Source organism: Aquibacillus koreensis (assembly GCF_025154055.1).
Lineage (GTDB): Bacteria > Bacillota > Bacilli > Bacillales > Amphibacillaceae > Aquibacillus_C > Aquibacillus_C koreensis.
The window spans coordinates 35,041-60,728 of sequence record NZ_JAOALK010000052.1 but is presented as its reverse complement, the minus strand read 5'-3'; the positions used below and the strand labels follow the sequence as shown (position 1 = coordinate 60,728).

Below are 25,688 nucleotides of genomic sequence, written 5' to 3'. Positions count from 1 at the left end.
TTACATTTCTAAGGCTAGCACCCCCTTTACCTTAAACAGACAACTATATTTTTTTTGATTCTCATGTAATAGATTCTAGTTGAGAGTAATATAATGTAGAAATTGAAGCTTATGAGGAAATTATTAATAGATTAGTTGTTAATAGTATGTATTAATAGGAACATACGGAGAAGTAAAAAAGCGCACTACTTCGCATGTTCTCTAATATTTATTTAGTTTCTGTTAGATACTTCAAGAGTTCAACTGACTCTTCTTGGCTATCACTAAACCCAGGTATAAAAGCTGCTAGAGGAGTATCTAAGGTAACACCTAACTCTCTTAGCAATCTTGATTCATTCTCAATTGGAACAACATATGTCCGTTCTTCACCTGTGTCTGGATCAGGTTCTGTAAACTCGTCCGATAGTGAATCTGGAGGCACCACATCATCTAACGGTACAAATGATACCGGATCTAATATTCCTTCAATTGCACCTTGTCTAATGATATAAATATCACCGTACTTACCAGCTAACTCAGCGTAAATTTTCTCGTGATACATTGGGTAAAACTGAATGCTAAAATCTTCAGCAGTACTTCCTTCTATGCCTTCCACCACAATGCTTTCAACTTGCTCCGAAACTGTAGTTGGAAAGTCGGCAAAGAACGAGATTTCTGTCTTGTTTTCTTCTTCTGAACACGCTGCTACTAGAAGCACTAGTGATAAAAGTAAAACAAGTAAACCAAACCTTTTCATTTCTCTCACCATTCCATTTGTTTATTTTTGGACTATACTAATACCTATTAATTGTAACAAAAGGGTAGGACTAAAGGCGAGTTACAATAATTTCTGAGTGTCACTGAGTATGTCCTACTCATAAAACGCAATGCCTAATGAAGACGAATACCTTTTATAAGTAGCACTTTTCACAAGCATTTTAAAAGAAACCGCTTTCTTAAATCACGAAAAAAATTACCGATTGGTGGAAGGATACAATATACATTACAGTTACTAACCTTTCTCTATAAGAAAGGTTAGTACACAGCAATGTAAAGATCTTATTTGATATTAAGTTTAATTACTTATTAAACTCAACAATATTCCAGAAAGACTTTTTCGGATTGTGATTTTCATCAAAAACTAATGGCCAATTCTTTCTTCCTCGAACAGGAAAATTGCTTAACCAAGTGTAATCATCTGCTCCACCCCAATACGTAACAGAAGTTATATGTTCTTTATATTCTCTAAAGATTTCAAAGAACATTTGATAACGTTCCGCTTGCACTGCTAGTAAATCATCTGGTGGAGTTAATAGATCTGTACGTTTGTCTCCTTCTTCAAAGAATGAAACGTCCATTTCTGTAACTTGTATTTGTAAGCCTAATGAGGCATATTTTTCAATAGCTTGTCTAATATTATCATAAGTAGGACTCTGTAGTTTCCAGTGAGCTTGTAATCCAACTCCGTGAATTGGTACTCCTCTTTCCACTAAGCCCTTTGTCAAAGTGTAGATTTTATCCCTTTTTTCAGGGTTCGATTCATTATAGTCATTATAGAAAAGTGTTGCATTAGGGTCCGCTTCATGGGCATATTCAAATGCTTTATCAAGAAAATCTTCTCCTATAATCTCTAACCATTTCGAATCTCTAAATATGTTTGATCCACTATCTGACACAGCTTCATTGACAACATCCCAGCTATAGATTTGCCCCTTGTATCTTTCCATCACAGTATTAATATGTGATTTCATTCTCTCTAAAAGTCTCTCTCTATTTACGGTTGAACCATCTTCGTTTTTGAATATCCAATCCGATGTTTGATTATGCCATACGAGTGTATGACCTCGCACTTGAATTCCGTTTTCCTTAGCAAAAGCCATCATTTCATCTGCTTTTTCAAACGTGTATTCATTTTCTTTTGGATGTAATCTTTCAAACTTCATTTCATTTTCAGCTGTAATGCTGTTAAAGTGCTTCTTAATTAATTGCTGCTGCGTATTTAATGTCGTTGGATTCACTGCTGCTCCAATAAGGAAATAGTCTTTATACACCTCATGAAGAGAAGGAATTGCCTTATGCTCGCTATAATTAGTCATTTTGCACTCGCTCCTCATTAACTTACTTATTAGCAAAAGATGATAATTCCTTCTCTGTTGTCCTTCTGCTATGCTAATTAGTTATATCCGTTCAAAAGTTGAACTCGTCTAGCTTCAATAAAATGGATGATTATTTAACAGCACCAATTGTCATACCTTTTACAAAGTACTTCTGTAAGAATGGGTACACACAGATAATTGGTAAACTTGCAACGATTGTCATTGTAGCTTGAATAGACTTAGGAGTAACAATCTCTGCACTTCCTCCACCAGAATTCGCAAAGGCAGATGCCATGTCACCAGTTTGTGTTGCAGAGTTAGAAAGAATTTTCATTAACTCGTATTGTAATGTTGTTAAATATTCATTACTTGAGTTGTATAAGAATACGTCAAACCACTGGTTCCATTGGAATACAGCTAAGAATAATGCAACTGTTGCTATTACCGGTAAAGAAAGTGGTAAAACAATCTGGAAGAATACACGGAAATCGCCTGCTCCATCAATTCTCGCTTGCTCAAAAATACTCTTAGGAAGTCCTTCAATAAAGGAACGCATAATGATTAAGTTAAATGCACTGATCAATGTTGGTAAGATATATACCCAGAACGTTCCGATTAAGTTTAAATCTCTCATTAATAGGAATGTAGGGATTAAACCACCGTTAAAGTACATTGTCATGATGAAGATAATTGTTACAGATTTCTTAAACACAAATTTTTCTTGTGCGATTGCATACGCTACCATTGCCGTACAAAGTAATCCAGCTCCGGTTCCGATTACAGTTCTTAATACTGAAATCAAAATCGCTTGTAGTACAGATGCATTCTCAAACACGTGTTCATAGTTATGCCATGTAAATTCTCTTGGCCATAAGTAGATACCGCCTCTAACAGAGTCTGATGCATCGTTTACAGAAATGGCTATTTGGTTTAAGAATGGATATAGCATGACTAAACATAGTAGAACCATGAAAATTATATTACTTGTGTCAAAGATCACGTCTTCTCTTGTTTTCATAAAACCTGATTTTCTTTTTTTAGCTTTTTTCATGCTGTACACCTCCTAGTATAGTCCGCCTTGGCCCATTTTTTTAGATAGTGAGTTCGCTGCTACTAAGAAAACAAAACTTATAACAGTCTTGAACATACCTGCTGCGGTCGCTAAAGCAAAGTTAAACTGCGATATACCATATTTAATAACAAATACGTCGATGTTCTCAGAATACTCAACGTTTTGTCCATTACCTAGTAGGTATTGCGCTTCAAATCCTGCTTCTAGGATGTAACCAATGTTCATAATTAAAAGTACAATGATTACTGACTTCATTCCAGGTATGGTAATGTGAATAATCCTTTGAACACGAGATGCACCATCAATTTTTGCAGCTTCATACTGTTCTTGGTCGATCATTGAAATTGCCGCTAAATAGATAATTGCATTCCAACCAACATTTTTCCATGTTTCAGCAGCACCTAGGATACCCCAGAACCACTCACCAACACCTAAGAATAACAGTTCTCTATCGACTAAGTTAAGACCCATTAATATTTCATTGATAATACCATCAATAGATAATACGGATGAAACTAATGCAGCCGCAACTACCCATGATAGGAAGTGTGGTAAATAACTGATAGTTTGTACCACTCTTTTAAATTTCATATTTGTTAATTCGTTAATTAAAACAGCCAATCCGATTGCTGTTACGAATCCTAATACCATGTTAATAACACTTTGTGCTAATGTATTTCGTAAAACACCTAAGAAACGGTCACTTTCAAACAAGAATAAGAAGTGTTTGAACCCAACCCACTCTTGCTCGGAAAATGTTCTTGCTGGCTTATAATCCTGAAAGGCCATTGTCCAGCCCCAAACTGGAAGATATTTAAAAATAAATACCCAAATTACAAATGGGATTGTCATGATAAGTAAAGCACGTTGGTCTTTACATTTTTTCAAGAAAGCCTTGAATCCCTTATCTTTTCTTTGAGGCATTTTAGGAGTAGGTGCGTTTACTTCAGTTTGTGCTTGCATGATCTATTCCCTCCTTCTCTTCTGTACATCCTTGATGAAAAAACCAAATTCCCACCAGTTCGTTTCACTCGTCCTGATGGTCATCGTACGTTTTTATATCTAGTCAGTATTAACTTTTTGTCATATTCGGAAAAATGGGAAGGCTGAACTCCCCAAGGACAACTCAGCCTTCCATTATTTTTTCTAATTACTCAGCGTTAGCGTTTTCTACACCTTCAGCAAGCTTTTCAGCTTTACTCTTCGCACCATTACCAATTACTTCTTCATAAGCTTCCGCTAAATCTGATGGGAACTCATCTAAATATTCTTGCCAGTTAGCATCGAATTCAGATGGATCACCAGTAATGATTTTAGGGAATTGTCTTAACATAAGATCATTATTCGTTTGATCATAAAGCGCAGCGTCTGATCCAGTTTCAACTGGTGTATCCCATGCTGGGAACCATGGTCTTTCTTCTGGCTCAGCGAATAACTCAGTGAAAGTTGTAATTCCGTAAGCATCTAGGAATTCTTTATCACCATCTTTGTAAGATAAAGCTGCTACTTCAGGTTGTCTGCGTGGTTCTACAGAGTTACCATCATCATACAATCCTGACATACGAGGCCAGCCCCACTCAAAGTATGTGAAACCGTGTGCATCTCTGAACTCTTTTGGTTCTAACATTGCGATTTGTTCTTCTGTACGATAGTAGCGACCATCATCACTTACTTCATAGTGTACGCCTTCATCGCCCCACATAATTTCTTTTTGTGTTTCGATTTTAGCAATGTGATCTAGATATTTAATGATTCTGATCTGATCCTCTTCAGGAGTACCAGTAGTAATACCCATACCAGGTGATGATACATAAGCAACTGGATCTAGGTATTGGTCTTTAATATCTTCACTAAATGTTATAGGGAATCCCATGTAATCATTGTATGGATCTTCATCTTCACCTAGTTTGTTCCAAGCGTCACCAATTTGCCATTGGTAGTCGAAGAAACCTACTACACGACCATTAGTTATCTTAGCTAGGTATTCATCATAGTTTTGTGTAAATGCTTCACGGTCAAATAGACCTTTGTTATTCACTTCGTTTAACTTTTTCAACCAATCTCTTGTATAATCTGTGTTAGCATACACAGTAGCGTCTTGTGTTTCCATGTCGATCATCGCGCCACCATCGTTAGGGAAACCAGCTAAGTGGTTCGGTTGGTTAGTAAATGCGAATAATCTCCAGTCATACGTTAAAGCTGTAAAACCGATTCTATCAGCACCATCTTCTGTTTGAGGGTTAGCTGCCATAAATTCTTCAATAACTGCAAAGTACTCATCTAAAGTTCTTGGTTCTGGATAGTCAAGTTCTGCTAGAGCTTCACGTTTGATAAACCAAGCACCTTGTTCAAGGTTAGCTGGTCTAGCATATCCATTTGGCGCACCAGATGAAATAAGATAGATGTTACCATCATCACGTTTCATCAACTCCCAATATGGAGCGTACATGTCATAAAGGTTTGGAGCATGTTCTTTAATTAAATCTTGTAATGGAACAAATCCACCAGCGTCGATAACCGCATCTGTAGATTGCTCAGCGTTTAATAGTTCTGGGTATTCACCACTAGCGATCATTGTACCGATCTTTTGGTTAACGTCACCTACGATATGCTCGATATCGAAAGTTACTCCAGTAGCTTCTTCAAAACGCTTACCAAGTTCTACTTCACTTGTGTTGATGTCAGTTCCTGGACCTGATGCATCAAAGAAATCGTACGATACAGGCTCAAGATTTTCTTCCGGTTCTTCTTCAGGAGTTTCATTATCTGTTCCTTCTTCAGAAGTATCTGGCTCATTATTCTCGCCGCTTGTTTCATCGCTGTCATCGCTACATCCTACTACAGCTAGTAGAAGAACAAGCATTAAAGCGAAAAGCAAATGTTTAAACTTAAACATTAGGTATTTCCCCCTTTTTTCTAATTAATCGCTTACATAACTTCGATTATTAAATCGTCGCCGTTCTTTGTAAGCACTTTCATTATACATTCTAAAATCTCGTTCAGTTACCCAACAAACTATAGTTGTTACTTTGTAAAACTTAGATTGCTAGAGTTTTTGTCGGATAAACCTATAATTTGTTATGTGAAAATCTAGTAAAAATGGAATAATTCATCTCCTTTTTCATGAATAGATGATAAACTTAGACAAAAAAATGTAGTCTAGTTATATCTAGACTACATTTTTATCTTTATCTACAGGAATACTGATTCGCACTGTTGTACCTATGTCTTTTTTACTTTTAAGTTCAAACTTAAATTGATCTTTATAATGAAGCTTTAATCTATAATAGACATTTTTAATCCCAACATGTTCTCCAATATATTCCTCTTCCTGTAGTGACTTTAATATAGAATTATATTTTTCTTCTTCCATTCCAACCCCATCATCTTTTATCTCGCAGATTAATCGATTATCACTGAGGGATATCTTTATGTTGATCACCCCAGATCCTTTCATGGCTTCAATTCCATGAATACTAGCATTTTCAACAAATGGAATCAACATCATATTCGGTATGACTGCCTCGTTTGCTTCGGGTTCTACATCAATATAATATTTCATTTTATCATCAAATCGATAGTATTGAATTTCTAAGAAGCACTTGATCAAGTAAACCTCTTCCTCAACCGTCACCCAATCTTTCCCCCAAATAAAAGATCTCCTTAGCATCATCGCCATGTTTTGAATAATCTTCGCAGTTTCATCTTCCTTTTTTATCAAGCTTCGCATCCGAATGGTTTCTAACACATTAAATAAAAAATGAGGATTAATTTGACTTTGCATCGCACTAAGTTGTGCCCGTTTGCTTTGCAATTCCAGATCCTTTTTCTGAATACTAGCAACATATACGTCATTAATAAGACCTTTTATTTTTAAAGACATTCGATTAAATTCAGATGTTAATACACCTATTTCATCTCGATATTGCTTCCCTTTGATGATATCGAAATTTTGTTTTTCCACTTTCCGAATATGACGAATAATGTTCGACAACCGTATGTGTAAATTACTAGTGATAAAAATTATAACAGCAGATGGGATGACAAAGTTAAGAAATGTTATAAGAAACAAAGATTTACGGGACGTTTGCACGTCTTCTAAAAGTTCATTTTCCGCTACAATCCCAACTAACCTCCAATTATCCATGTACTGTGCAGTATATCCAGTTTCAATCATCACACCGTTATTTGCATATCTGTTTGGATTAAACACTAGCTTACCATTTAACCAGTTCACATTTGGATTATTCGTGTATTCTATTTCACCATTTTCATTTAACAAATATACATCCCCATGGAAAGTGGCACTATCGAATATTTGTTCAATAACAGCCAAACTTAAATCGATCTTAATGATCTTTTGTATAGGGGAGTTTTCATAAAGTCCAAGCTCTCTCGTTACACTAAAAGTATCTAATTCGTCCGCATCCCCTTTTGAACGAGTTAATACTGGTGACATATCGGGACTCTCTACCGTTTTTTGATACCATTCCGTTTGTTTTACTTCCTCATTAATTTCATAAATACCACCAGCATAAATTGCCGTTTCATTTTCTGTGTAGAGACTAATGGAGTGAATAAAAGAATAGATCGGCGCATATTTACTTACATCACGATAATAAGTATTGTAGGCAAGTACAAAGTCAATTGTTTCTTCATAACGTCTCTCCAAAAAAGAATCTAACATATTATCGGTGTACAAGACATGAGATACACTTACAGCATCATCAATTCCCTCTTGTAGGTCATTCGAAATTTGCTCTAGTGATAAAGAGAGGTCATCCATTTTTTGTTCTTTCACATTACCCACTGTCACAAAATAAAATATGATATTGGTTAAAATAATTGGTAAAAAAACACAAAGAAAATATACCATTAATAACTTGTCTCGAAGTCGAATATTATTGATATGGAAGCGTCTCATTCTATCGCCAACTTCTTTTAGTTTTGTTTCATCACTTTATTTCGGTATTTTGTTGGTGTCACGCCAACAGTTTTCTCGAATTGTGTCACAAAATAATCAGCATTACCGAAGCCTACACTTTCCGCAACTTCATACACGCGCATGTCTGTTTGTCTTAACATTTTCTTTGCTTCATTTATTCGAACCTGCAAGAAGTAATCTTTAAAATACATGCCATATGTTTTTTTAAATAACTGGCCCATATAAACTGGATTCATATAAAACTCATTAGCGATGCTTTTTAATGTAAGATTCTCTCTGAAGTGTGTATCAATATATTTCTTTACTTTATGAATATTGCCCTTTAAATTATCTTTATTTAACTTTGCAATCAAAGACGATACTTCTAGTGTAAACGCGTAAAATTCAACTTTTATTTGGTCTAATGTACAAGGATGGTCTCTTAGTTCTAACATAGAATCAAGTGTATATAGATCCTTTTCATCTCCATTAAATGACTTTACGGTTTTTACTAGCTCATGTACAAACCGATTAATGGATGTTTTAACCGCATCACGTGCGAAAGACTTATCTTTATATTGTTGAACCATTTGATCAATCGTACCTTCAATTTTGACTACATTGTTTTCTTCGATTTGTTCCATTAAACGATCATAGTAGGACTGATCCAAATCAATATAGTGAACAGCATTATCATGAATCTTATCGTAAAAGATTGGTCGGTTTGGTTCCTCTACATATTTGAATTGCGCAGCAACTTTCGCAGACTCAAAGGACTCTTTTATCTCTTTTGGATGTTCAACAAGTTTACCTACAAACAAAGAGACGGGTTGCTCTAACTTTTCAGTTAAATCTGATTGAAGTTTATTTGCAAATTGCTCTAGATTCTTGTTAGCAACTTGCAATTGTTCTGTGTGGACAAGCAAGCCAAAATGGCCATGGCCATGTTCCCTGAACAAGATATTGTTAGCTTCTGTATTATCTTGGTTAATTGCTTGGTGAATCGTGTCACGTATCAATAGAGCGTCAACCTTCATATGATTGACTTCAATCAACATGTAACTCATTAATCCAGCTTGTTTCACATTTAGCTTCTCTAGCCAATCTTTGCTACTCGACAGGTTGTCCTTTCCGGAAATGATCTCCTCTAAGGTAGCGATTGCTAATGTGTTTGCTTTATTTCGTTGTTGCACTTTTTCTTTTTCCATCTTTTCAAATAGCACACGCAACGTTGTTTCGAATTCGTCTTTATCAATTGGCTTAAGAATAAAATCATGCACCCCAAACCGTACAGCTTGTTGTGCATATTTGAAATCACTATAACCACTTACAATGATAAATTTCGGCGAACGAACTTCCAATTCTGTTGTTTGTTTAATAAGTCCTATCCCATCAAGCACAGGCATTCGAATGTCAGTAACGACTAAGTCTGGTTTATGTTCCTTGATAAACTCTAACGCATCTTCTCCATTGTCAGCTTCCGCAAAAACCTCAAATCCACAACTATTCCAATCAATCAAACTTCGTAACCCTTGTCGAATAAATCGGTCATCATCAACTAAAAAAACTTTATACCGCAATGCTGTTCCTCCTTCAATCCTACTCCCTCGCAGGCGAAAAGATAGATAGAGTCTGTTCCCACCAAGTGCATCAGACTGCCAGTTGCTACATTTAAAATATATTGTATTTCAATTAGAAGGGTGGTTTCACTAAAAAGTTTGTTACTCTTATTTATTACTTTCTTCGCCTTGTTCTTTTTCATCTGCACGTTCTTTAAGTACTTGTTGTTTATACTCTAAGCGCTTGAATGCTAACAAAGCACACCCCATTGTTATAAGAGAGATCATACTTGCTGAGATTAACGGTGTTAGACCTGGTAGAAAAGACATAAGGTAATATAAACCTACTAATCCGACAACCATGGCAATAGTCATAATTGGACTAAATACACCGATTAAAATCGCTTGTTTAAAATAACTCCTAAATTTGAGGTCAAAATGTACATAAACAGGAAAAATATATAAAAGTGCAATGATATAAAGGATCCCAACAAAAATTAACCCAATTCGTAATACATACGACATGGCACCAGTTACATTCGGTAAGAATTGTAAATCTAAATATAAAATATATCCCACTATAAGAAGTACAAAACCGATTAGGTTGGCTTTGAAGAACTCACTTTTAAAAGTGTGTAAGAAGGTATTGAAAAACTTTACCGGTTTGCCTATTAATAAATCTCGCCAAACAGTGTACATAGCTACTGTAGCAGGAAATATTCCTAAGACAATTAGACCTAAAAGGGAAAAGCCAAACCACAATAAGTTGACATATGCAATCCACATAATCCATTCAAGTATACGGTACATTCCTTTTCCACTACCACTGATGTTCTTTCCCATAGACATAGCTGAATAACCTCATTTCCAATTTTATATCAAATTGATTATAACATGCGATTACTAACAATATATACAATAATCCGACATAAAGATGTTACTTATTATAATAGAAGATACTCGTACTAATTCATCCTATAATAAATCAAAATTTATTTTATATTAGCACTCTATAAGTCGCACACTTCCACAAATTATTCATATTTGATACAAAATGCGTCGCAACTGTAGCAGCCGCTAATCTATGGTCGATTTTGGCGGCTAAGAGATCCGTTATTTGTCCATAATCTTCCTTTATATTATTTTAGCGGCTACCAGATCCCTTATTTGCCCTGCTTCCATTGATTACGTGGGCATTTTGCTAAAATAACGTACTGTATAGCCGCTTAGATTTTAAATTGGCCTAAAATAGGAAAATAAGGTCTCTCATAGCCGCTCCGAATTCTATGGAAATCTTGGTGGTCATGGGATCCGTTATTTGCCTAAATTTCATTGTTACCAAATTTTCGCGGTCACCAGATTCGTTATATGACCTAATTGCATTGATTTCGATGGCATTTTGTTAAAATAGCGTACTGTATGACCGCTCAGATTCAAAATTGGTTAAAAACAAGAAAATAAGGGAACTCATGACCGCTTGCGTTGTATTCTCTCATTATCTTGTGTTACGGTGCACTCTATACAAATTCCGTCATACAACGTTTGATTTTCTCTGTTTCAAAAAAATAACCGAGTGAACAACAGGCCCACTCGATTTCTTTTTTTATTATGTTATTCAGCTGGTTTTATTATTCTAAAGTTTCCACTTAAAGACAATAAACTAAAGAAATACAAGCAATTATCATAGTAGCGACGATCGCCAGTGCGAAGCGGTGTATTCCAGAAAAGGTCCACACATTTCTCTGCATTTTTGCCAGTTGTAGCTAAAGATGCCATTGCGTTAGATGCTAGTAATCCAACAGGGTGTAATGACTTCTCTTCAAACGGCTCTCCATCAACTTTATATCGGCGATAGTCATCTGGATCTTTATCAACAAAGAAAGCTTGAATCCTGTCATTGATGTCAGTTGGACACTCTTCGTCTTTAAACCATTCATAATCTAGTCCAATGTTACAAGCAACACGATAAGAGTCACTAAAGAAATGCCCAAAGCCTCTTACATGGTTAGGTGTACCATCATAGAATGCATATTCCGGAGCAAGGCCTGTTTCAGAGTGACATGCAATTTTTAGATATTGTCTGCTCGCATCGGCAGCTTCTTTCCAGAATCCACGATCTTCTTCATTTGCCCATAAAGCAAATAACTCATAAAAGTGTGGTAAGTGATAAGATGGATCAGAGAACTCTACATTTGGAATGAACTTGATTAATTTATTTTCTGGATTCCACATTGGATATCCATCATTATTTTCACCTTTATGCACACATGCTTTTAAGATTTCTCTAGCTTGTTCACTATAGTTTAATGGGAATTCTCCATCACCCCAACGATTAGATGCAAAGAATAATGCCATAGCAAAATACTCTTCTCCATCTGGTGCTGGACCATGTGAATTTTTCTTCCCGTCAGTTTGACAAGACCATGCAAAATAGCCTGCATTTTCTCCTTCTGTCATGTACATATATTTATATGTCCATCGCCAAATACGATCAAACACATCTTTATTATCCATTTGCACGGCCATCATCATACCGTAAGATTGTCCTTCAGTACGGACATCTATATTTCCCGTATCAACCATATATCCAAGATCTTCGCCTTTTTCAAAGTAGATCTGATACTCAGGATCTTTATCTGTGAAAAGTTTCTCCCATGTATCTTGCACTTTAGCAGCAATTTCCTTTTCATCATATCCATAATCTTTCAATAGGTTTCTGTACTCATTTGTATAATAAGCGCCTTCTTTAATTGCAGTCATGTGTTCTTCCCCCTTGTGAAATAGACTTCTAGATTTAGGTGCATAGTTAACTTTACTTTATTATGTAAGCACTTTCAAGTTTTAATGAAGCAAATTTCGACATGTTTAGTAGCACGTCGATTAAATAGATGGTGCGGTCTTTTCAAAAACCGCACCTTCCTATTAATTAAGTTAAATTAGCTACGGAAATCCATTAATTGTTTGTTTAAGCTAGATGTTTGCGTGTACACATCTTTGTACACTTTAAATAATTTTGCATAAGTTTCAGCGTTCTCTGGAATTGGCTCATAGCTTTCTGCTTCTGCTAAGAATGCATCAGCACATTCCTCAAGCGTTGAGAACCAACCAGATCCAAATGCAGCAAGCATCGCAGCACCCATACCAGGACCTTGTTCACTTGTAAGCTTCACAATTTTCGCATTGAAAATGTCCGCTTGCATTTGTAGCCAGTCTTCGTTTTTCGCACCGCCACCGATGGAGTATACGGTATCGATCGTTTTGCCATTCTCTCTAAAGATATCAATTGATTCGTTAAGAGAGAAAGTGATTCCTTCAAGTACCGCACGAGCAAAGTGCTTACGCTTATGTGAGCTATCCATTCCGATGAAGCTACCACGGATTGTTGCATCTGCATGCGGTGTTCTCTCTCCAACTAAATAAGGAGTGAATAGTAATCCGTTCGAACCAACTGGTACAGTACCTACGTCTTGAAGAAGTGTAGCAAAGTCTTCTTCTGGTGCAAACGTGCTCTTGAACCAGTTTAAGCTGTGTCCTGCAGATAATGTAACACCCATTGTGTAGTAAGCATTTGGTGCAGCATGGTTAAAGTAGTGAACTTTACCTTCGTAATCTTTATCACCAGTTTCTTCATAAGAAAGTACAACACCTGAAGTACCGATACTTGCAAATGTTTTACCTGGTGAAAGAATACCTGAACCGATTGCACCACAAGCGTTATCTGCTCCACCAGCAAATACATCTGTAGTTCCAGCTAGACCTGTTGCTTTGGCAAAATCAGCTGTGATGTTACCAACATTGTCGTGAGAGTTTACAAGCGGAGGGCAAATAGAAATGTCGATATCTAAAATTTCACAGATTTCTTTGCTCCAGTCTTTTGCACTAATGTCTAACAAGCTTGTACCCGCAGCATCAGAATATTCCATTTGTAACTCACCAGTAATACGGTAACGCAGATAGTCTTTTGGAAGTACAAATGTTTTTGCCTGCGCATAAAGATCCGGTTCATTTTCTTTTACCCAAAGGATTTTTGGTAATGTAAAACCTTCTAACGCAAGGTTTTTCGTAATACCAATGAACTTTTCTTTTCCAACTTTTTCATAGATCTCTGCACATTGTGGAGTTGTACGTGTATCATTCCAAAGAATTGCGTTGCGCAATACTTCATTGTTTTCATCTAAAAGTACTAATCCGTGCATTTGACCTGAAAAACTCATACCTTCAATAGCATCTACATCAACATTGGCTGTGCTAACTAACTCAGCAAGACCAGCTGTTGTTTGTTTTACCCACTCTTCTGGATCCTGCTCACTATAACCCGTTTTTTCATGAATCAATGGATATTCCTTTGATACTTCGTGTGCTACTTCACCTTTTTGATTAACAAGCAAAAGCTTTACAGCACTCGTACCAAGATCGACACCAATAACATATTTCATTCAAACACCTCTTCTCCTGGGATATCTGGATAGGAATTTCCCCATCTTCAAATCCGCAAAGTTATAATTTTTTCTATTAGTTATCCCCGAATTGAACATCTATATCTATATTCTAGCGTATGAAAGTAATACCCCCACTTACAACTTTAAAGTGAGGGTATTGTAATTTGGTTACAAGGTAAGTTTTAAATTATTCAGCGAACGTAGTTAAAAGGTATTGGTTGATTGTAGCTTTAATGCTCTCCGTACGACCAGAAGTAAGTGGAGTTACTTCACCTTTATTAAGCATATAGTCTTCTAATTGTTTGAAGTCAGACTTTCCGTCTACGATATCTTTACCAACACCAGTAGTGAAGCTAGAATAACGCTCAGAAACGATATTTTCGAATACTTTGTCTTCAATCATTCTGTTAGCTACTTTGTAACCAATAGCAAATGCGTCCATACCTGCGATGTGTGCATGGAATAGATCGTCTTGCTCGAATGATCCTCTTCTGATTTTCGCATCGAAGTTTAGACCACCTTTACCTAAACCACCGTTTTTGATGATTTCATACATCGCTAATGTAGTTGAGTAAAGATCAGTTGGGAATTCATCTGTATCCCATCCTAATAATGGATCACCTTGGTTAGCATCAACAGATCCTAAGATGCCATTGATTCTTGCCCAACGTAATTCGTGTTCGAAAGTATGTCCAGCAAGTGTAGCGTGGTTAGCTTCAATGTTCATCTTGAAGTGATCTTGAAGACCATAAGTTCTTAAGAAACCAATTGTAGTTGCTACGTCAAAGTCATATTGGTGTGTAGTTGGCTCTTTTGGTTTTGGCTCGATTAGGAATTGTGCATCAAAGCCGATTTCTTTTGCATAGTCTACTGCCATTTGGAAGAAACGTCCTAGGTTGTCTTGCTCTAATTTAAGGTCTGTGTTAAGAAGCGTTTCGTAACCTTCACGACCACCCCAGAATACGTAGTTTTCTCCACCAAGCTCTTTACCGATTTCTAATTGCTTTTTCACTTTCGCAGCTGCATAAGCAAATACGTCTGCACTGTTTGAAGAAGCAGCACCGTGTACGAAACGTGGGTTCGTAAAGTTGTTAGCAGTGTTCCAAAGTAATTTTGTTTTGCTGTCTTTCATGTAATCTTTGATCATTGCAACGATTGTATCTTGGTTTTTATGAGATTCAGCTAAAGTGTCACCTTCTGGAGCGATGTCTACATCGTGGAAACAGAAGTATGGTGCACCGATTTTTTCAAAGAATTCGAAAGCTGCTTCAACGCGTGCTTTTGCAAGGTCCATTCCAGAAAACTTGTCCCATGAACGTACTGCAGTACCTGCACCGAATGGGTCAGAAGCGTCTGCAGTGAAAGTGTGCCAGTAAGCTACACCGTAACGTAAGAACTCTTCCATTGTTTTGCCATTGATTACTTCTTCTGGATTGTAAAATTTAAATGCGAAAGGGTTAGTTGACTTAGCGCCTTCGTACTTAATCTTGTTAACGTTTTCAAAGTAAGCCATTTTATAAATTCCTCCAATTTACTTTATATATAAAATTCGCTTGCATAAATAATTATAACAACGACATAATAGTTTGTCTAGTGAATAAACAAAGTTTGTGATAAAATTACAGAAGCGTCACAAAAGTTTTACATTTTAGGGGAGCGAGATGATCATATTATGGCTCAAACATGGAATCAACATGTAGTGAAAAAAGAAAATAAAACATTGGTACTTGAAACCATAAAAGAACATGCACCGATTTCTCGTGCTGATGTTGCACAACGTACTGGGTTAAACAAAGGCACCGTCTCCTCATTAGTTAGTGAGTTAATTAATGAACAATTAATCGATGAGTTAGGACCTGGGGAATCCAGTGGTGGCAGACGACCCGTTATGTTGTTATTTAATCAATTGGTAGGATACGCAATTGGCATTGATTTAGGTGTCAATTACCTGTTGGGCATCTTAACAGATTTAAACGGCAATATCATAACCGAAAAGAAGATAAATTATGAAAACATCTCCTATGAAGAAATACGTGAACGATTGTGGGATATGATTGATTTTTTAAAAAGCAAAGCACCGGATTGTCCATATGGAATCATAGGAATTGGAATTGGCGTCCCCGGTATTGTAAGCAATGAAGGTGAAATATTACTTGCACCTAACCTAAATTGGAAACGGATACAGTTAAAAGAAGAAGTAGAGAAAAAATATAACTTACCTGTTACGATTGAAAACGAAGCAAATGCAGGTGCATATGGGGAAAAGAAGTTCGGCGCTGGGAAAGATTTTCAAGATATCGTCTATGTTAGTGTTAGCTACGGAATTGGTGTTGGACTAATTTTAAACGGCAACTTATACAAAGGTAGTCATGGATTTTCTGGTGAGTTCGGTCATATGACCATTGAATTAAAAGGACTGGATTGTCGATGTGGTAATAATGGTTGTTGGGAGCTCTATGCATCTGAACAAGCTATTTTACGTCGTGCGAAAGAACTAAAGATTCAACCTAATAAAGGAGAAGAACTCACACTGGATACGCTTGTGCAGCTTGCAGATCAAGCAGAGGATCCTAATGCCATCGCTCTTTTTGAGGAAATTGGAGAATACTTAGGATTAGGAATTACAAACATCGTTAATTCCTTTAACCCAGACCAAATCATTATCGGCAACCGGATTACTGCTGCAAAGAAGTGGTTGCAACCTACATTAATTGATCGCATTTATAGTTATGCGCTTAAGTTTCACCAAACCGATCTACAAATTAATTTTTCTATACTTACTACACATTCAACTGCATTGGGTGTTGCTGCTTTTGCGATTGAGAACTTTTTAGAGGTGGATTTGATTAAGAAATAATGTGTTTTTAGGTTGCTTTCATGTAAATGTAGCAACCTTTTTTAGTTCTCTAGGGAAATTACGCGGTTTATGTCGCTCCTCTCCTTTTACGACGCGTATTTCTCGGATTTCCGTTTTTCGTGTCGCTTATCTCCTTTTGCGACGTGTATTTCTCGGATTTTAGTTTTTCGCGTCGCTTATCTCCGATTCACCTCCATCATTGTCGAATTCATTAAATGAAGTGTAGGTGTAAGGAAAAAGAATATGAAAAAAGCTTGGGAACCGGAGAACCCAAGCATTAATAATATTCTATTTTGCTAACTCCACACCCAAATATTCTTCAACGTTATTAAATGAAATGTCCTGTACCATTTGTCCTAGCCACTCGATGTCATTTGGATATTCCCCGTTCTCCACCCATTTACCAAGGATGTTACAAAGAATGCGGCGGAAATATTCATGGCGTGTGTACGATAGTAAGCTACGAGAGTCCGTTAGCATACCGATAAAACGTGATAACACACCAACATTGGCTAGGGTTTTGATCTGCGCTTCCATACCATCGCGGTGATCATTGAACCACCATGCTGTACCAAACTGAATTTTCCCTGGAACATCCCCTTGGAAGTTACCAGCCATCGTCGCTAACATATAGTTATCACGAGGATTTAGATTATACAAAATCGTTTTTGGCAACTCGTTTGTTTTATCCAATTCGTTTAAAACATTTGCTAAGTCGTCTGCATAAGTAAAGTCTGCAATCGAATCAAAACCAGTGTTTGGTCCTACTTTTTCTACCATCCGTGTATTCGTGCTACGTAGTCCACCGATGTGGAATTGCATCGACCAACCTTTTTTCGCATATAGCTTTCCTAAGAAGATTAACACAAAGCATCTAAACTGTGTTGCCTCTTCAGCTGTAATAGTGTGTTTGTTTCGCGCTTGATCAAAGATCGTTTCAACTGTTTGTTGGTCAACATTACGATAAAATGGCGTGTCTAAACCGTGGTCAGAAAGTCTGCAACCTACTTCGTGGAAATACTCCACACGTTGCGATAATGCTAATAAAAAGTCGTTAAAGCCTTCAATTTTAACGCCACTAACCTCTTCTAGTTTTGCAACCCAATCGGCAAATGAAGCCATGTGCACATTTAATGCGCCATCCGGACGGAAAGTTGGTAACACTTTCACATCAAAAGAGGCGTCTTCCTTTAATTGTTTATGGTACGCTAGATCGTCAATAGGATCGTCCGTTGTACAGATCCCTTTTACATTAAACTGCTCGATAATGCCACGCGCAGAAAATGCCCCTTGCTTTATCACTTCATTACTCTTTTCCCATATTTGCTCAGCTGTTTTTGGTGATAAAGGTTCTTCTATACCAAAACACCGTTGCAATTCTAAATGCGTCCAGTGATAAAGAGGATTCCCAATCAGATGTGGTACAGTTTCTGCCCATTTCAAATACTTATCTTTAGCACTCGCGTTTCCAGTCACCAATTCTTCTGGGACACCATTTGTTCGCAACACACGCCATTTGTAATGGTCTTCACCAAGCCATACATCCGTGATCGAATCAAAGCGCTTATCTTCCGCAATTTCCTTTGCTGTTAAGTGACAATGGTAATCAAAGATTGGCATATCTTTCGCATACGTATGATAAAGTTGTTTTGCTGTTTCTGTTTCTAACAAAAAATCCTTGTCCAAAAATGTTTTCATGCCGCTCCTCCTATAAATCTTTATTCCGCTACTTCCGGTGTTCTTTTTATTCTTGGATCTGTGAAAATATCCGATTCATCTCTGCTCGTAGTTGAAAACTCTGAAATAATTGCTCCACGGCCATCTGCCTGAAACCAATGCAACGTGTTCGGTGGAATTGTGTATTGCTCACCAGCATTCAGTTCTACCTCATGAAACACAGTGTAGTAATCCTCACTTCCAACTGGAACAGTTGCTTGCATTGCCTCAGATGGTTTCCCTTCTACATATAACCAGACCTTCCCCCACCTGCATCGGAACGTTTCTGTTTTACCTTTTATCTCACCTACATGTGGATGTTTATGCTCTGGGCATGTTTGGTTTGGAAATAGTACTAGTTCCTTCGCGCAATAGTGCTCATTGTTAATATAAGTAATTAGCTCAAGACCTTGGACCTCTAATTCGTTTAGTCCAAAATCAGCAACTTCAATGGATTGCTTTTCTTCACTAGTTAACACAATCCCTACTCTGTCAAAAAAGTTAATTGTTTTCGACTTCGCTTTTTGATAATCTACCTTAGCCAACATGCGCCTCACTCCTTTTTTCATTGGAAAAACCCACGACTACTGGTGTGTGACTCGGCATTCTATTTCTTAAGCTCACTCATTTGAAAAGGATGCTAAAAAATCATCCAATCCAACATACGTATGTGTTTCATCTTTAATTGGACAAACTTCCATTATCGTTTTATGCGAGGAATGCCTTGATTATGCGCCATATGCGCCTTCATCTCCAAGACAAGAGCCTAACTTACAATTGCAAAAAAAGGCTGTGCCTAATAAAAACGAACACAACCCCATATTTATATATTAAGCTAATCCTCTAGCTTTCTTCACTTCTGCTACAAACTGTTTCGCTTTTTCTGTTAACGCTTTGCAGTATGCTTCGTCAGCATTGTCTGTAGCCTTCACAAGTGTACTACCAGCACCAACAGCTACAGCACCATTTTTGATATATTCGCCTACGTTATCGACATCAATACCGCCAGTTGGCATTAACGGAATTTGTGGTAATGGACCACGAACATCTTTAAAGAATCTTGGACCAACCACACTTGCAGGGAATACTTTGATCAGGTCAGAACCATTTTCATAGGCCGTTAAGATCTCAGTTGGTGTAAATGCACCAGCTACGCAAACAGCACCATAACGTTTGGTCATTTTAATTGTTTCTACATTAACCGTTGGGGAGAATACGAATTTCGCGCCAGCCATAAGTGCCATACGAGCTGTTTCAGCGTCAAGCACTGTACCTGCTCCAACAATCGCATCATCGTCACCCAATTCTTTTGCCGCTTTTTCAATAACAGCTAAAGCACCTGGAGTTTCTACTGTAATCTCAATTCCTTTTACTCCACCAGCACTTAAAGCCTTAGCGATAGGAATGATTGTATCTGGTGTCGCTTTACGTATAACCGCAACAACACCACTATCTATTAATCTGTCTAATGTTTTCATGTAAGTCATCTCCAATACCTTAATCTATCGAACGACATCTTCTGTTGCTGTTCGATTTACAAATGCTTCTAATTCTTCGTGGTCTGGTAAACCTTCATAGTCACCTTTGACCAATGTCTGCATAGCGCCTACTGCATTTCCGCGTTCAACCGCTTTCGGAATAGTTAAGTTATCCAACATTCCAGAAATAAAACCTGCTGCAAAACCATCACCAGCACCAACCGGATCAACTACTTGCTCTACCGGGAATCCTTCTACAAGTTCACTCGTAGTTCCGTCAAAATAAAAAGCACCTTTTGCTCCTACTTTAAGGATAACTAACTCGGCACCTAACTCCAAAAATAGTTCGCCAAGCTTTTCTGGATCCTTTTCTCCATGGAATAAGAACGCTCCTTCATCAACGCCTGGAAGTACAATATCAGCAAGCGAACAAAGTTCACGTAACACTTCACGTGCACGATCTTCTGACCATAGCTTTCTTCGTAAGTTAGGATCAAAGATAATTTTAGTCCCGTGTTCTTTCGCGATCGAAATTGCACGCAACACTGCTCCATAACAACTCTGGCTTAATGCCGGTGTGATACCAGTTAGGTGTAAGAACTTGGCTTGTTTAATATAATCCTCATTGATATCAGCCGCTTCTAGTCGACTAGCCGCTGAACCAGCGCGATAATATTGCACGCGCACATCTTGGCTATTTCTTACTTCTTTAAAATAAATGCCAGTAGGCGCACTGCGATCAAATTTCACCTGACTCACATCAATACCTTCACCTCTTATCGAAGAGAGAAGTGATTTGCCAAATTCATCTTTTCCTAGTTTACTAACCCAACCAACCTGATGGCCTAGTCGTGACAGTCCAATTGCTACATTCGTTTCTGCACCACCAAAATTATTGGAGTAGCTATTCGAATAGCGCATGAGTGGCGATGGTGAAGCCATTGGTGTAAATACGATCATTGTCTCCCCTAAAGTTACAACATCCATACTAAAACCCTCGTTTCTTTTCACTTTCGTATAGGTTTTTATATTATCTTTATCTTTCACATTATATATAATAAGCGCAGTAACAACTTTTAGATGAGTGCTAACACTCCGTTCGGCAGAATACTTCGCTTATTAGACTTTCAAACTAATAAGTGTATAAAGACTTAATTTTCAAGAACTTCTCTCACGATAAAAGAGTACAAGAAACAGATTTCATGTTCCACACTGATTTTATTACTGTATAAAGATCATATAATGTTTTATCTATGTGCAGGTATTAGCGAAACAAGTTAAATTGGCGACACTCCTACGGGAACAGCGCGAGCCGAAGATCCACTCAGAAGCGTACTTTGCTTCTGAGTTAGCTGAGGCCGTGCCCGTGGAAAGGGAGCCAATTTCACTTGTGTAGCGGGTGCGATAGTTACTGCACAGTTTATATAAATTACGTCAAAATCTAAAGTTTTTACACCCCAGAATAAGCCATAAACCCGCCATCTACTGGAATACAAGTACCGGTTACAAATCCACTAGAATTTTCATCCACTAACCATAACAAAGTACCTAATAAATCTTCTGGTTTACCTAAACGACGCATTGGTGTATGATCCAATATTTTCTGCATTCTTGGTGTTGGAGAACCATCTGTATTTGTAAGTAGTCCACGGTTTTGTTCTGTTAAGAAAAATCCAGGCGCAATCGCATTTACACGAATATCCGATTCAGCCATATGAACAGATAACCATTGCGTGAAGTTGTTGATTGCTGCTTTTGCCGCACTATAAGCAGGTACTTTTGTCATTGGGCTTGGCGCACTCATCGATGAAATGTTAATGACAGAACCGGATCCCTCTACCATTTTTCTTGTAAATACTTGTGTTGGAATAAGGGTTCCGATGAAGTTCAAGTTGAACACAAAATTAAATCCTTCTGTAGTTAAATCAAAGAATGATGTCACTTCTTCACTCTTAATATCTGCAAGGTTTAATGTTTCATTAGTCGTACTTCCTTTAGGATGATTACCACCTGCACCATTAATTAATACATCACACGTACCATACGTATCTGATACAAGTGCTTCTGCCTTTTTCACACTTTCCAAATCTAGTACATCACACTGAACAGCTAAAGCTTCTCCGCCATTAGCTTTAATTTCATCTGCAACTTTCACAGCCTTTTCGTACGTACGATTTAAAATCGCAACTTTCATTCCTTGGCGTCCTAGCTCTTTAGCCATCGCACCACATAGTACACCGCCACCACCAGTGACAACCGCTACTTTTCCTTTTAACTCTGGACTAATCGGTAACATAATTACTCCTCCTCGAAATTTATTTAGTTGAGCTTTGTTTTTCATTCTCCATCGCGTCCCATAGTCCCCATAAGTACATGATTCCCAGAGCGCGGTCGTATAAGCCGTAACCCGGTCTACATTGCTCGTCCCAAATATGACGACCGTGATCTGGACGTGCATAACCTGTGAAGCCACTATCGTGATACGCTTTTACGATGTTCGTAATATCAACAGAGCCATCCGCTGTACGGTGAGATGTTTCAATAAAATCACCATTGTCAAAGCGTTTTAAATTTCGGATATGTGCAAAAGGAATACGATCTGCAAATTCACGTACCATTGCTGGAATATCATTTTCTGGATTAGCTCCAAGTGAACCACTACATAAAGTCACACCATTATACGGACTATCAACAAGTTTTAGAAACCTTCTAATATTCTCATGTGACGTAATTACACGTGGCAAACCAAAGATAGGCCATGGTGGATCATCCGGGTGGATCGCCATTTTAATGTCATTTACCTCTGCTACCGGAATAATTTGTTCTAAAAAGTACTGTAAGTTGTTCCATAAATCTTCTGTAGACACTTTGCTATATGCATCAAATAAGTTCTTCAGTGATTTTAAACGCTCAGGCTCCCAACCAGGCATAGTGAAATCTTGATTGCTAGCAATTTTCTCTACTAGTTCGATAGGATCCATGTTTTCTACTTTTGCTTTTTCATAGAATAAAGCAGTTGAACCATCATCTAATGCTTTAAATAGATCCGTACGCGTCCAATCAAATACTGGCATAAAGTTATAGCAGATTACTTTCACGCCTACTTTAGACAATTTTTCAATCGTACGTTTATAGTTTTCAATATATTTATCACGTGTTGGTAAACCTAGTTTAATATCTTCATGTATGTTTACACTTTCCACAACATCAATATGAAAACCGTGTTTATCTGCTTGTTGTTTAACTTCTTCAATTCGCTCTAACGGCCACTCTTCTCCAGCCGGAATATCATGCAAGGACCATACAAGACCTTCTACACCAGGAATTTGTTTAATGTGATCCAAACTAACGGCATCGTTTCCTTCACCAAACCATCGAAATACCATTCTCATCTGCTATTCCTCCAATAATTGTATAACCTAGGGCTATCTATTTTTAGATAGCCCTAGCATTTGAATTAATATATTGTTCTATTTTTTGCGTCTGGAACACCTGACTTACGATAGAAGTACGTGTTAATTTGATCGCGCCACTCTCTTGCATTTTTAAGTTGCATGTGTAATCTTTCTTTCACGTTATTAAAACGATAGTCATCCATTTTTCCTTCTAAACTGTTCCAACGTGTAATTAATCCTTCTACCTGCTCGAAACCTAAGAAGTGTGTATCATAGATATGTTGGATCACTGTTTTACCAGATTTCAATTCATATGTGTAAGGAACATGGTGGAAGAACAGTAATAATTCATCCGGACATGTCTCTAAAGAATTATAGATTTCTTTATTTGGAGAGAAATATTGTTCCGTGTATCCAGTCCCTGTTTCCATCGTTCTGTCAACACCCATACCGTCTCGATCTGAGAAGTGATAGGTTCCCCAAACGTCGTACTCATATCCATCAATATTTGGACCATAGTGGTGATGTTGATTAATCATCCAACCTACACCAAGTGGCGCATTATAATTTTCATAGATATGCCAAGAATCTAGTAGCATTCCTTTCACTGTTTCCACTACATTTTTATCATCACCAAATGTTAAACGTACCCAATCATCCGCAATATCTTCTGATGTAGCATCCGGATTCCAGATTAATCGACCATAACCAAAAAGGTTCGCTTGTGCTAGTGTGTTTCCAGTCCAGTTCGCATCGTTACCGATATTAGAAACCGCTGTGATCCCACTATATTTAAAGTCATAAACCGAACCATTTACAATACTATCAACCGTTGTACCTTCCCCTTTAGCATGCGTATCAAATTTCAAGTATTCCTTCCATTGCGGTACTAAGAAACAAAGGTCTTTTTGTTGACCTGTGTACTCTTGTGCTACTTGGAATTCCATTACTTGATTCGTTTTTTCCATTGAACCGATTAGTGGAGAAATTGGTTCTCTAACTTGGAAGTCCATTGGTCCATTTTTAATTTGTAATACAACATTATCTAGGAATTTCCCATCTAACGGCTTAAAGTGATCGAATGCCGCACGAGCTCTATCTGTAGAACGATCACGCCAATCTTGTAAGCAGTTGTACACGAAACATCTCCAGAATACGACTCCGTTAAATGGAGCAAGTGCTTCCGCTAACATGTTTGCGCCATCTGCGTGGTCTCTGTCATAGAAGAATGGACCTGGACGATGCTCCGAGTCTGCTTTCACAACAAACCCACCAAAGTCAGGGATATATTTATAAATTTCTTCTACTTTTTCTGCCCACCATTTTTGCACGCCCGCGTCTAATGGATCCGCAGTAGCTAAGCCACCAATTTGAATAGGGCTAGCGAAATTTATACTTAAGAATGTTTGCACACCATAAGCTCTGAAAATATCCGCAATTTGTTGTACTTCCGGTAAAAACTTACTTGTAATTAAGTTTGTCTCTACTTCCCAAACGTTAACGTTGTTAATCGATATTGCATTAATACCAACAGAAGATAGAAGACGAGCATAATCTTTAATTCTAGTTAAATCACCAGTAAAACCATTTTCATCATAAAATATAGAATTACCAGAGTATCCGCGCTCGATGCTACCATCCATGTTATCCCACTGATTCATCATACGGAACTGGTTTTTCGGTTGCTCGACATGATGAAGTCCATCAATTGAATTACTTGTTTGCATAAAGCGTAATAATTGGAATGCTGCATAAAGCACGCCTTTGTCCGTCTTACCAACTAGTACTAATTTCTTTGTGTCAGCTTGGTTAACCGATTTAATAACGTAACCTTCATCATTTAGGTTCTTCACCTCATCTGCAGAAAGACCATATTCTTCTACATCGATAGTTTGGTATGTACCAAGAATGATAGTGGCATCATCCGTAAAATAGTTATAGATTGTCATATCTTTCCCTAGCATTGCGTTAGCTGCTAACGTTAGCTCTTCAACTGCTGCATTTAAAATTGGTGAATCTTCTGTCACGCTTAACGATGCGAAATAGGAGGAATACTCTGCTTTTAGGCTCTCGTCTGTAATCTCATTGTACTGTAACCATGCTTTATATCCTTTTTCAGCGGATAATTCTTTTATTACATTTGGTGTTTTTACACTCATGGTCTAAATCCCCT

Annotated in this window: 19 protein-coding genes; 1 reads left to right on the top strand and 18 read right to left on the bottom strand. The window is 37.5% G+C overall.

The features are described from left to right. Window positions 1–208 precede the first annotated feature (208 nt). From NYQ66_RS14940 to xylA, 11 genes are all read right to left on the bottom strand, one after another. Complete coding sequence (locus NYQ66_RS14940) at window positions 209–736, bottom strand: hypothetical protein (RefSeq protein WP_259870538.1); 528 nt, start codon at window positions 734–736, stop codon at window positions 209–211. A 322-nt stretch (window positions 737–1,058) separates the two neighbouring features. Beyond that, window positions 1,059–2,075: an endo-1,4-beta-xylanase gene (locus tag NYQ66_RS14935; RefSeq protein WP_259870537.1), complete on the bottom strand. Its 1,017-nt coding sequence runs from the start codon at window positions 2,073–2,075 to the stop codon at window positions 1,059–1,061. A 130-nt stretch (window positions 2,076–2,205) separates the two neighbouring features. Next, complete coding sequence (locus NYQ66_RS14930; protein ID WP_259870535.1) at window positions 2,206–3,126, bottom strand: carbohydrate ABC transporter permease; 921 nt, start codon at window positions 3,124–3,126, stop codon at window positions 2,206–2,208. Between the two features lie 12 nt (window positions 3,127–3,138). Then, entirely contained in the window at window positions 3,139–4,110 is a 972-nt protein-coding gene (locus NYQ66_RS14925; RefSeq protein ID WP_407652096.1) for an ABC transporter permease, read from the bottom strand. A 187-nt stretch (window positions 4,111–4,297) separates the two neighbouring features. Further along, the gene (locus NYQ66_RS14920; RefSeq protein WP_259870534.1) at window positions 4,298–6,043 is read right to left on the bottom strand and encodes an extracellular solute-binding protein; all 1,746 of its coding nucleotides are present in this window, start codon (window positions 6,041–6,043) and stop codon (window positions 4,298–4,300) included. A gap of 273 nt (window positions 6,044–6,316) precedes the next feature. Next, the gene (locus tag NYQ66_RS14915; protein ID WP_259870533.1) at window positions 6,317–8,071 is read right to left on the bottom strand and encodes a cache domain-containing sensor histidine kinase; all 1,755 of its coding nucleotides are present in this window, start codon (window positions 8,069–8,071) and stop codon (window positions 6,317–6,319) included. Between the two features lie 17 nt (window positions 8,072–8,088). Continuing rightward, entirely contained in the window at window positions 8,089–9,651 is a 1,563-nt protein-coding gene (locus NYQ66_RS14910; RefSeq protein WP_259870532.1) for a response regulator transcription factor, read from the bottom strand. A gap of 147 nt (window positions 9,652–9,798) precedes the next feature. Continuing rightward, on the bottom strand, window positions 9,799–10,479 hold the full coding sequence (locus tag NYQ66_RS14905) for a YesL family protein (protein WP_259870531.1): 681 nt from the start codon (window positions 10,477–10,479) through the stop codon (window positions 9,799–9,801). Between the two features lie 762 nt (window positions 10,480–11,241). Further along, window positions 11,242–12,390 (bottom strand): glycosyl hydrolase family 8, encoded by a 1,149-nt coding sequence (locus NYQ66_RS14900; RefSeq protein WP_259870530.1) that lies wholly within the window; start codon window positions 12,388–12,390, stop codon window positions 11,242–11,244. 176 nt (window positions 12,391–12,566) lie between these two features. Further along, window positions 12,567–14,066, bottom strand: coding sequence for a xylulokinase (gene xylB, locus NYQ66_RS14895; protein WP_259870529.1), 1,500 nt, complete (start codon window positions 14,064–14,066; stop codon window positions 12,567–12,569). A gap of 190 nt (window positions 14,067–14,256) precedes the next feature. Continuing rightward, the gene (gene xylA, locus NYQ66_RS14890) at window positions 14,257–15,582 is read right to left on the bottom strand and encodes a xylose isomerase (RefSeq protein WP_259870528.1); all 1,326 of its coding nucleotides are present in this window, start codon (window positions 15,580–15,582) and stop codon (window positions 14,257–14,259) included. A 159-nt stretch (window positions 15,583–15,741) separates the two neighbouring features. Between xylA and NYQ66_RS14885 the strand changes: the two genes are divergently transcribed. Beyond that, the gene (locus NYQ66_RS14885; RefSeq protein WP_259870525.1) at window positions 15,742–16,926 is read left to right on the top strand and encodes an ROK family transcriptional regulator; all 1,185 of its coding nucleotides are present in this window, start codon (window positions 15,742–15,744) and stop codon (window positions 16,924–16,926) included. Window positions 16,927–17,214: 288 nt separating this feature from the next. On the opposite strand, the gene uxaC is transcribed toward NYQ66_RS14885, so the two are convergent. The 7 genes from uxaC to NYQ66_RS14850 all read right to left on the bottom strand — a co-directional run bounded on the left by uxaC (window position 17,215) and on the right by NYQ66_RS14850 (window position 25,674). After that, window positions 17,215–18,624, bottom strand: coding sequence for a glucuronate isomerase (gene uxaC, locus NYQ66_RS14880; protein ID WP_259870524.1), 1,410 nt, complete (start codon window positions 18,622–18,624; stop codon window positions 17,215–17,217). Window positions 18,625–18,644: 20 nt separating this feature from the next. Further along, window positions 18,645–19,190: a D-lyxose/D-mannose family sugar isomerase gene (locus NYQ66_RS14875; RefSeq protein ID WP_259870522.1), complete on the bottom strand. Its 546-nt coding sequence runs from the start codon at window positions 19,188–19,190 to the stop codon at window positions 18,645–18,647. Window positions 19,191–19,472: 282 nt separating this feature from the next. After that, entirely contained in the window at window positions 19,473–20,120 is a 648-nt protein-coding gene (locus NYQ66_RS14870) for a bifunctional 4-hydroxy-2-oxoglutarate aldolase/2-dehydro-3-deoxy-phosphogluconate aldolase (RefSeq protein ID WP_259870520.1), read from the bottom strand. A gap of 24 nt (window positions 20,121–20,144) precedes the next feature. Next, complete coding sequence (locus NYQ66_RS14865; RefSeq protein ID WP_259870519.1) at window positions 20,145–21,107, bottom strand: sugar kinase; 963 nt, start codon at window positions 21,105–21,107, stop codon at window positions 20,145–20,147. Window positions 21,108–21,570: 463 nt separating this feature from the next. Continuing rightward, window positions 21,571–22,416 carry an SDR family oxidoreductase gene (locus NYQ66_RS14860; protein ID WP_259870518.1) on the bottom strand — a complete coding sequence of 282 codons (846 nt, stop codon included), beginning with the start codon at window positions 22,414–22,416 and terminating at the stop codon, window positions 21,571–21,573. A 19-nt stretch (window positions 22,417–22,435) separates the two neighbouring features. Beyond that, a complete protein-coding gene (gene uxuA / locus NYQ66_RS14855) occupies window positions 22,436–23,512 on the bottom strand; it encodes a mannonate dehydratase (RefSeq protein ID WP_259870517.1) in 1,077 nt (358 codons plus the stop codon). A gap of 65 nt (window positions 23,513–23,577) precedes the next feature. Continuing rightward, the gene (locus NYQ66_RS14850; protein ID WP_259870516.1) at window positions 23,578–25,674 is read right to left on the bottom strand and encodes an alpha-glucuronidase family glycosyl hydrolase; all 2,097 of its coding nucleotides are present in this window, start codon (window positions 25,672–25,674) and stop codon (window positions 23,578–23,580) included. Between the last annotated feature and the right edge of the window lie 14 nt (window positions 25,675–25,688).

What these genes read in the sequence shown, in the direction of transcription:
- NYQ66_RS14940 (WP_259870538.1), bottom strand. Translation starts at nt 736, where the DNA reads ATGAAAAGGTTTGGTTTACTTGTTTTACTTTTATCACTAGTGCTTCTA.
- NYQ66_RS14935 (WP_259870537.1), bottom strand. Translation starts at nt 2,075, where the DNA reads ATGACTAATTATAGCGAGCATAAGGCAATTCCTTCTCTTCATGAGGTG.
- NYQ66_RS14930 (WP_259870535.1), bottom strand. Translation starts at nt 3,126, where the DNA reads ATGAAAAAAGCTAAAAAAAGAAAATCAGGTTTTATGAAAACAAGAGAA.
- NYQ66_RS14925 (WP_407652096.1), bottom strand. Translation starts at nt 4,110, where the DNA reads ATGCAAGCACAAACTGAAGTAAACGCACCTACTCCTAAAATGCCTCAA.
- NYQ66_RS14920 (WP_259870534.1), bottom strand. Translation starts at nt 6,043, where the DNA reads ATGTTTAAGTTTAAACATTTGCTTTTCGCTTTAATGCTTGTTCTTCTA.
- NYQ66_RS14915 (WP_259870533.1), bottom strand. Translation starts at nt 8,071, where the DNA reads ATGAGACGCTTCCATATCAATAATATTCGACTTCGAGACAAGTTATTA.
- NYQ66_RS14905 (WP_259870531.1), bottom strand. Translation starts at nt 10,479, where the DNA reads ATGTCTATGGGAAAGAACATCAGTGGTAGTGGAAAAGGAATGTACCGT.
- NYQ66_RS14900 (WP_259870530.1), bottom strand. Translation starts at nt 12,390, where the DNA reads ATGACTGCAATTAAAGAAGGCGCTTATTATACAAATGAGTACAGAAAC.
- xylB (WP_259870529.1), bottom strand. Translation starts at nt 14,066, where the DNA reads ATGAAATATGTTATTGGTGTCGATCTTGGTACGAGTGCTGTAAAGCTT.
- xylA (WP_259870528.1), bottom strand. Translation starts at nt 15,582, where the DNA reads ATGGCTTACTTTGAAAACGTTAACAAGATTAAGTACGAAGGCGCTAAG.
- NYQ66_RS14885 (WP_259870525.1), top strand. Translation starts at nt 15,742, where the DNA reads ATGGCTCAAACATGGAATCAACATGTAGTGAAAAAAGAAAATAAAACA.
- uxaC (WP_259870524.1), bottom strand. Translation starts at nt 18,624, where the DNA reads ATGAAAACATTTTTGGACAAGGATTTTTTGTTAGAAACAGAAACAGCA.
- NYQ66_RS14875 (WP_259870522.1), bottom strand. Translation starts at nt 19,190, where the DNA reads ATGTTGGCTAAGGTAGATTATCAAAAAGCGAAGTCGAAAACAATTAAC.
- NYQ66_RS14870 (WP_259870520.1), bottom strand. Translation starts at nt 20,120, where the DNA reads ATGAAAACATTAGACAGATTAATAGATAGTGGTGTTGTTGCGGTTATA.
- NYQ66_RS14865 (WP_259870519.1), bottom strand. Translation starts at nt 21,107, where the DNA reads ATGGATGTTGTAACTTTAGGGGAGACAATGATCGTATTTACACCAATG.
- NYQ66_RS14860 (WP_259870518.1), bottom strand. Translation starts at nt 22,416, where the DNA reads ATGTTACCGATTAGTCCAGAGTTAAAAGGAAAAGTAGCGGTTGTCACT.
- uxuA (WP_259870517.1), bottom strand. Translation starts at nt 23,512, where the DNA reads ATGAGAATGGTATTTCGATGGTTTGGTGAAGGAAACGATGCCGTTAGT.
- NYQ66_RS14850 (WP_259870516.1), bottom strand. Translation starts at nt 25,674, where the DNA reads ATGAGTGTAAAAACACCAAATGTAATAAAAGAATTATCCGCTGAAAAA.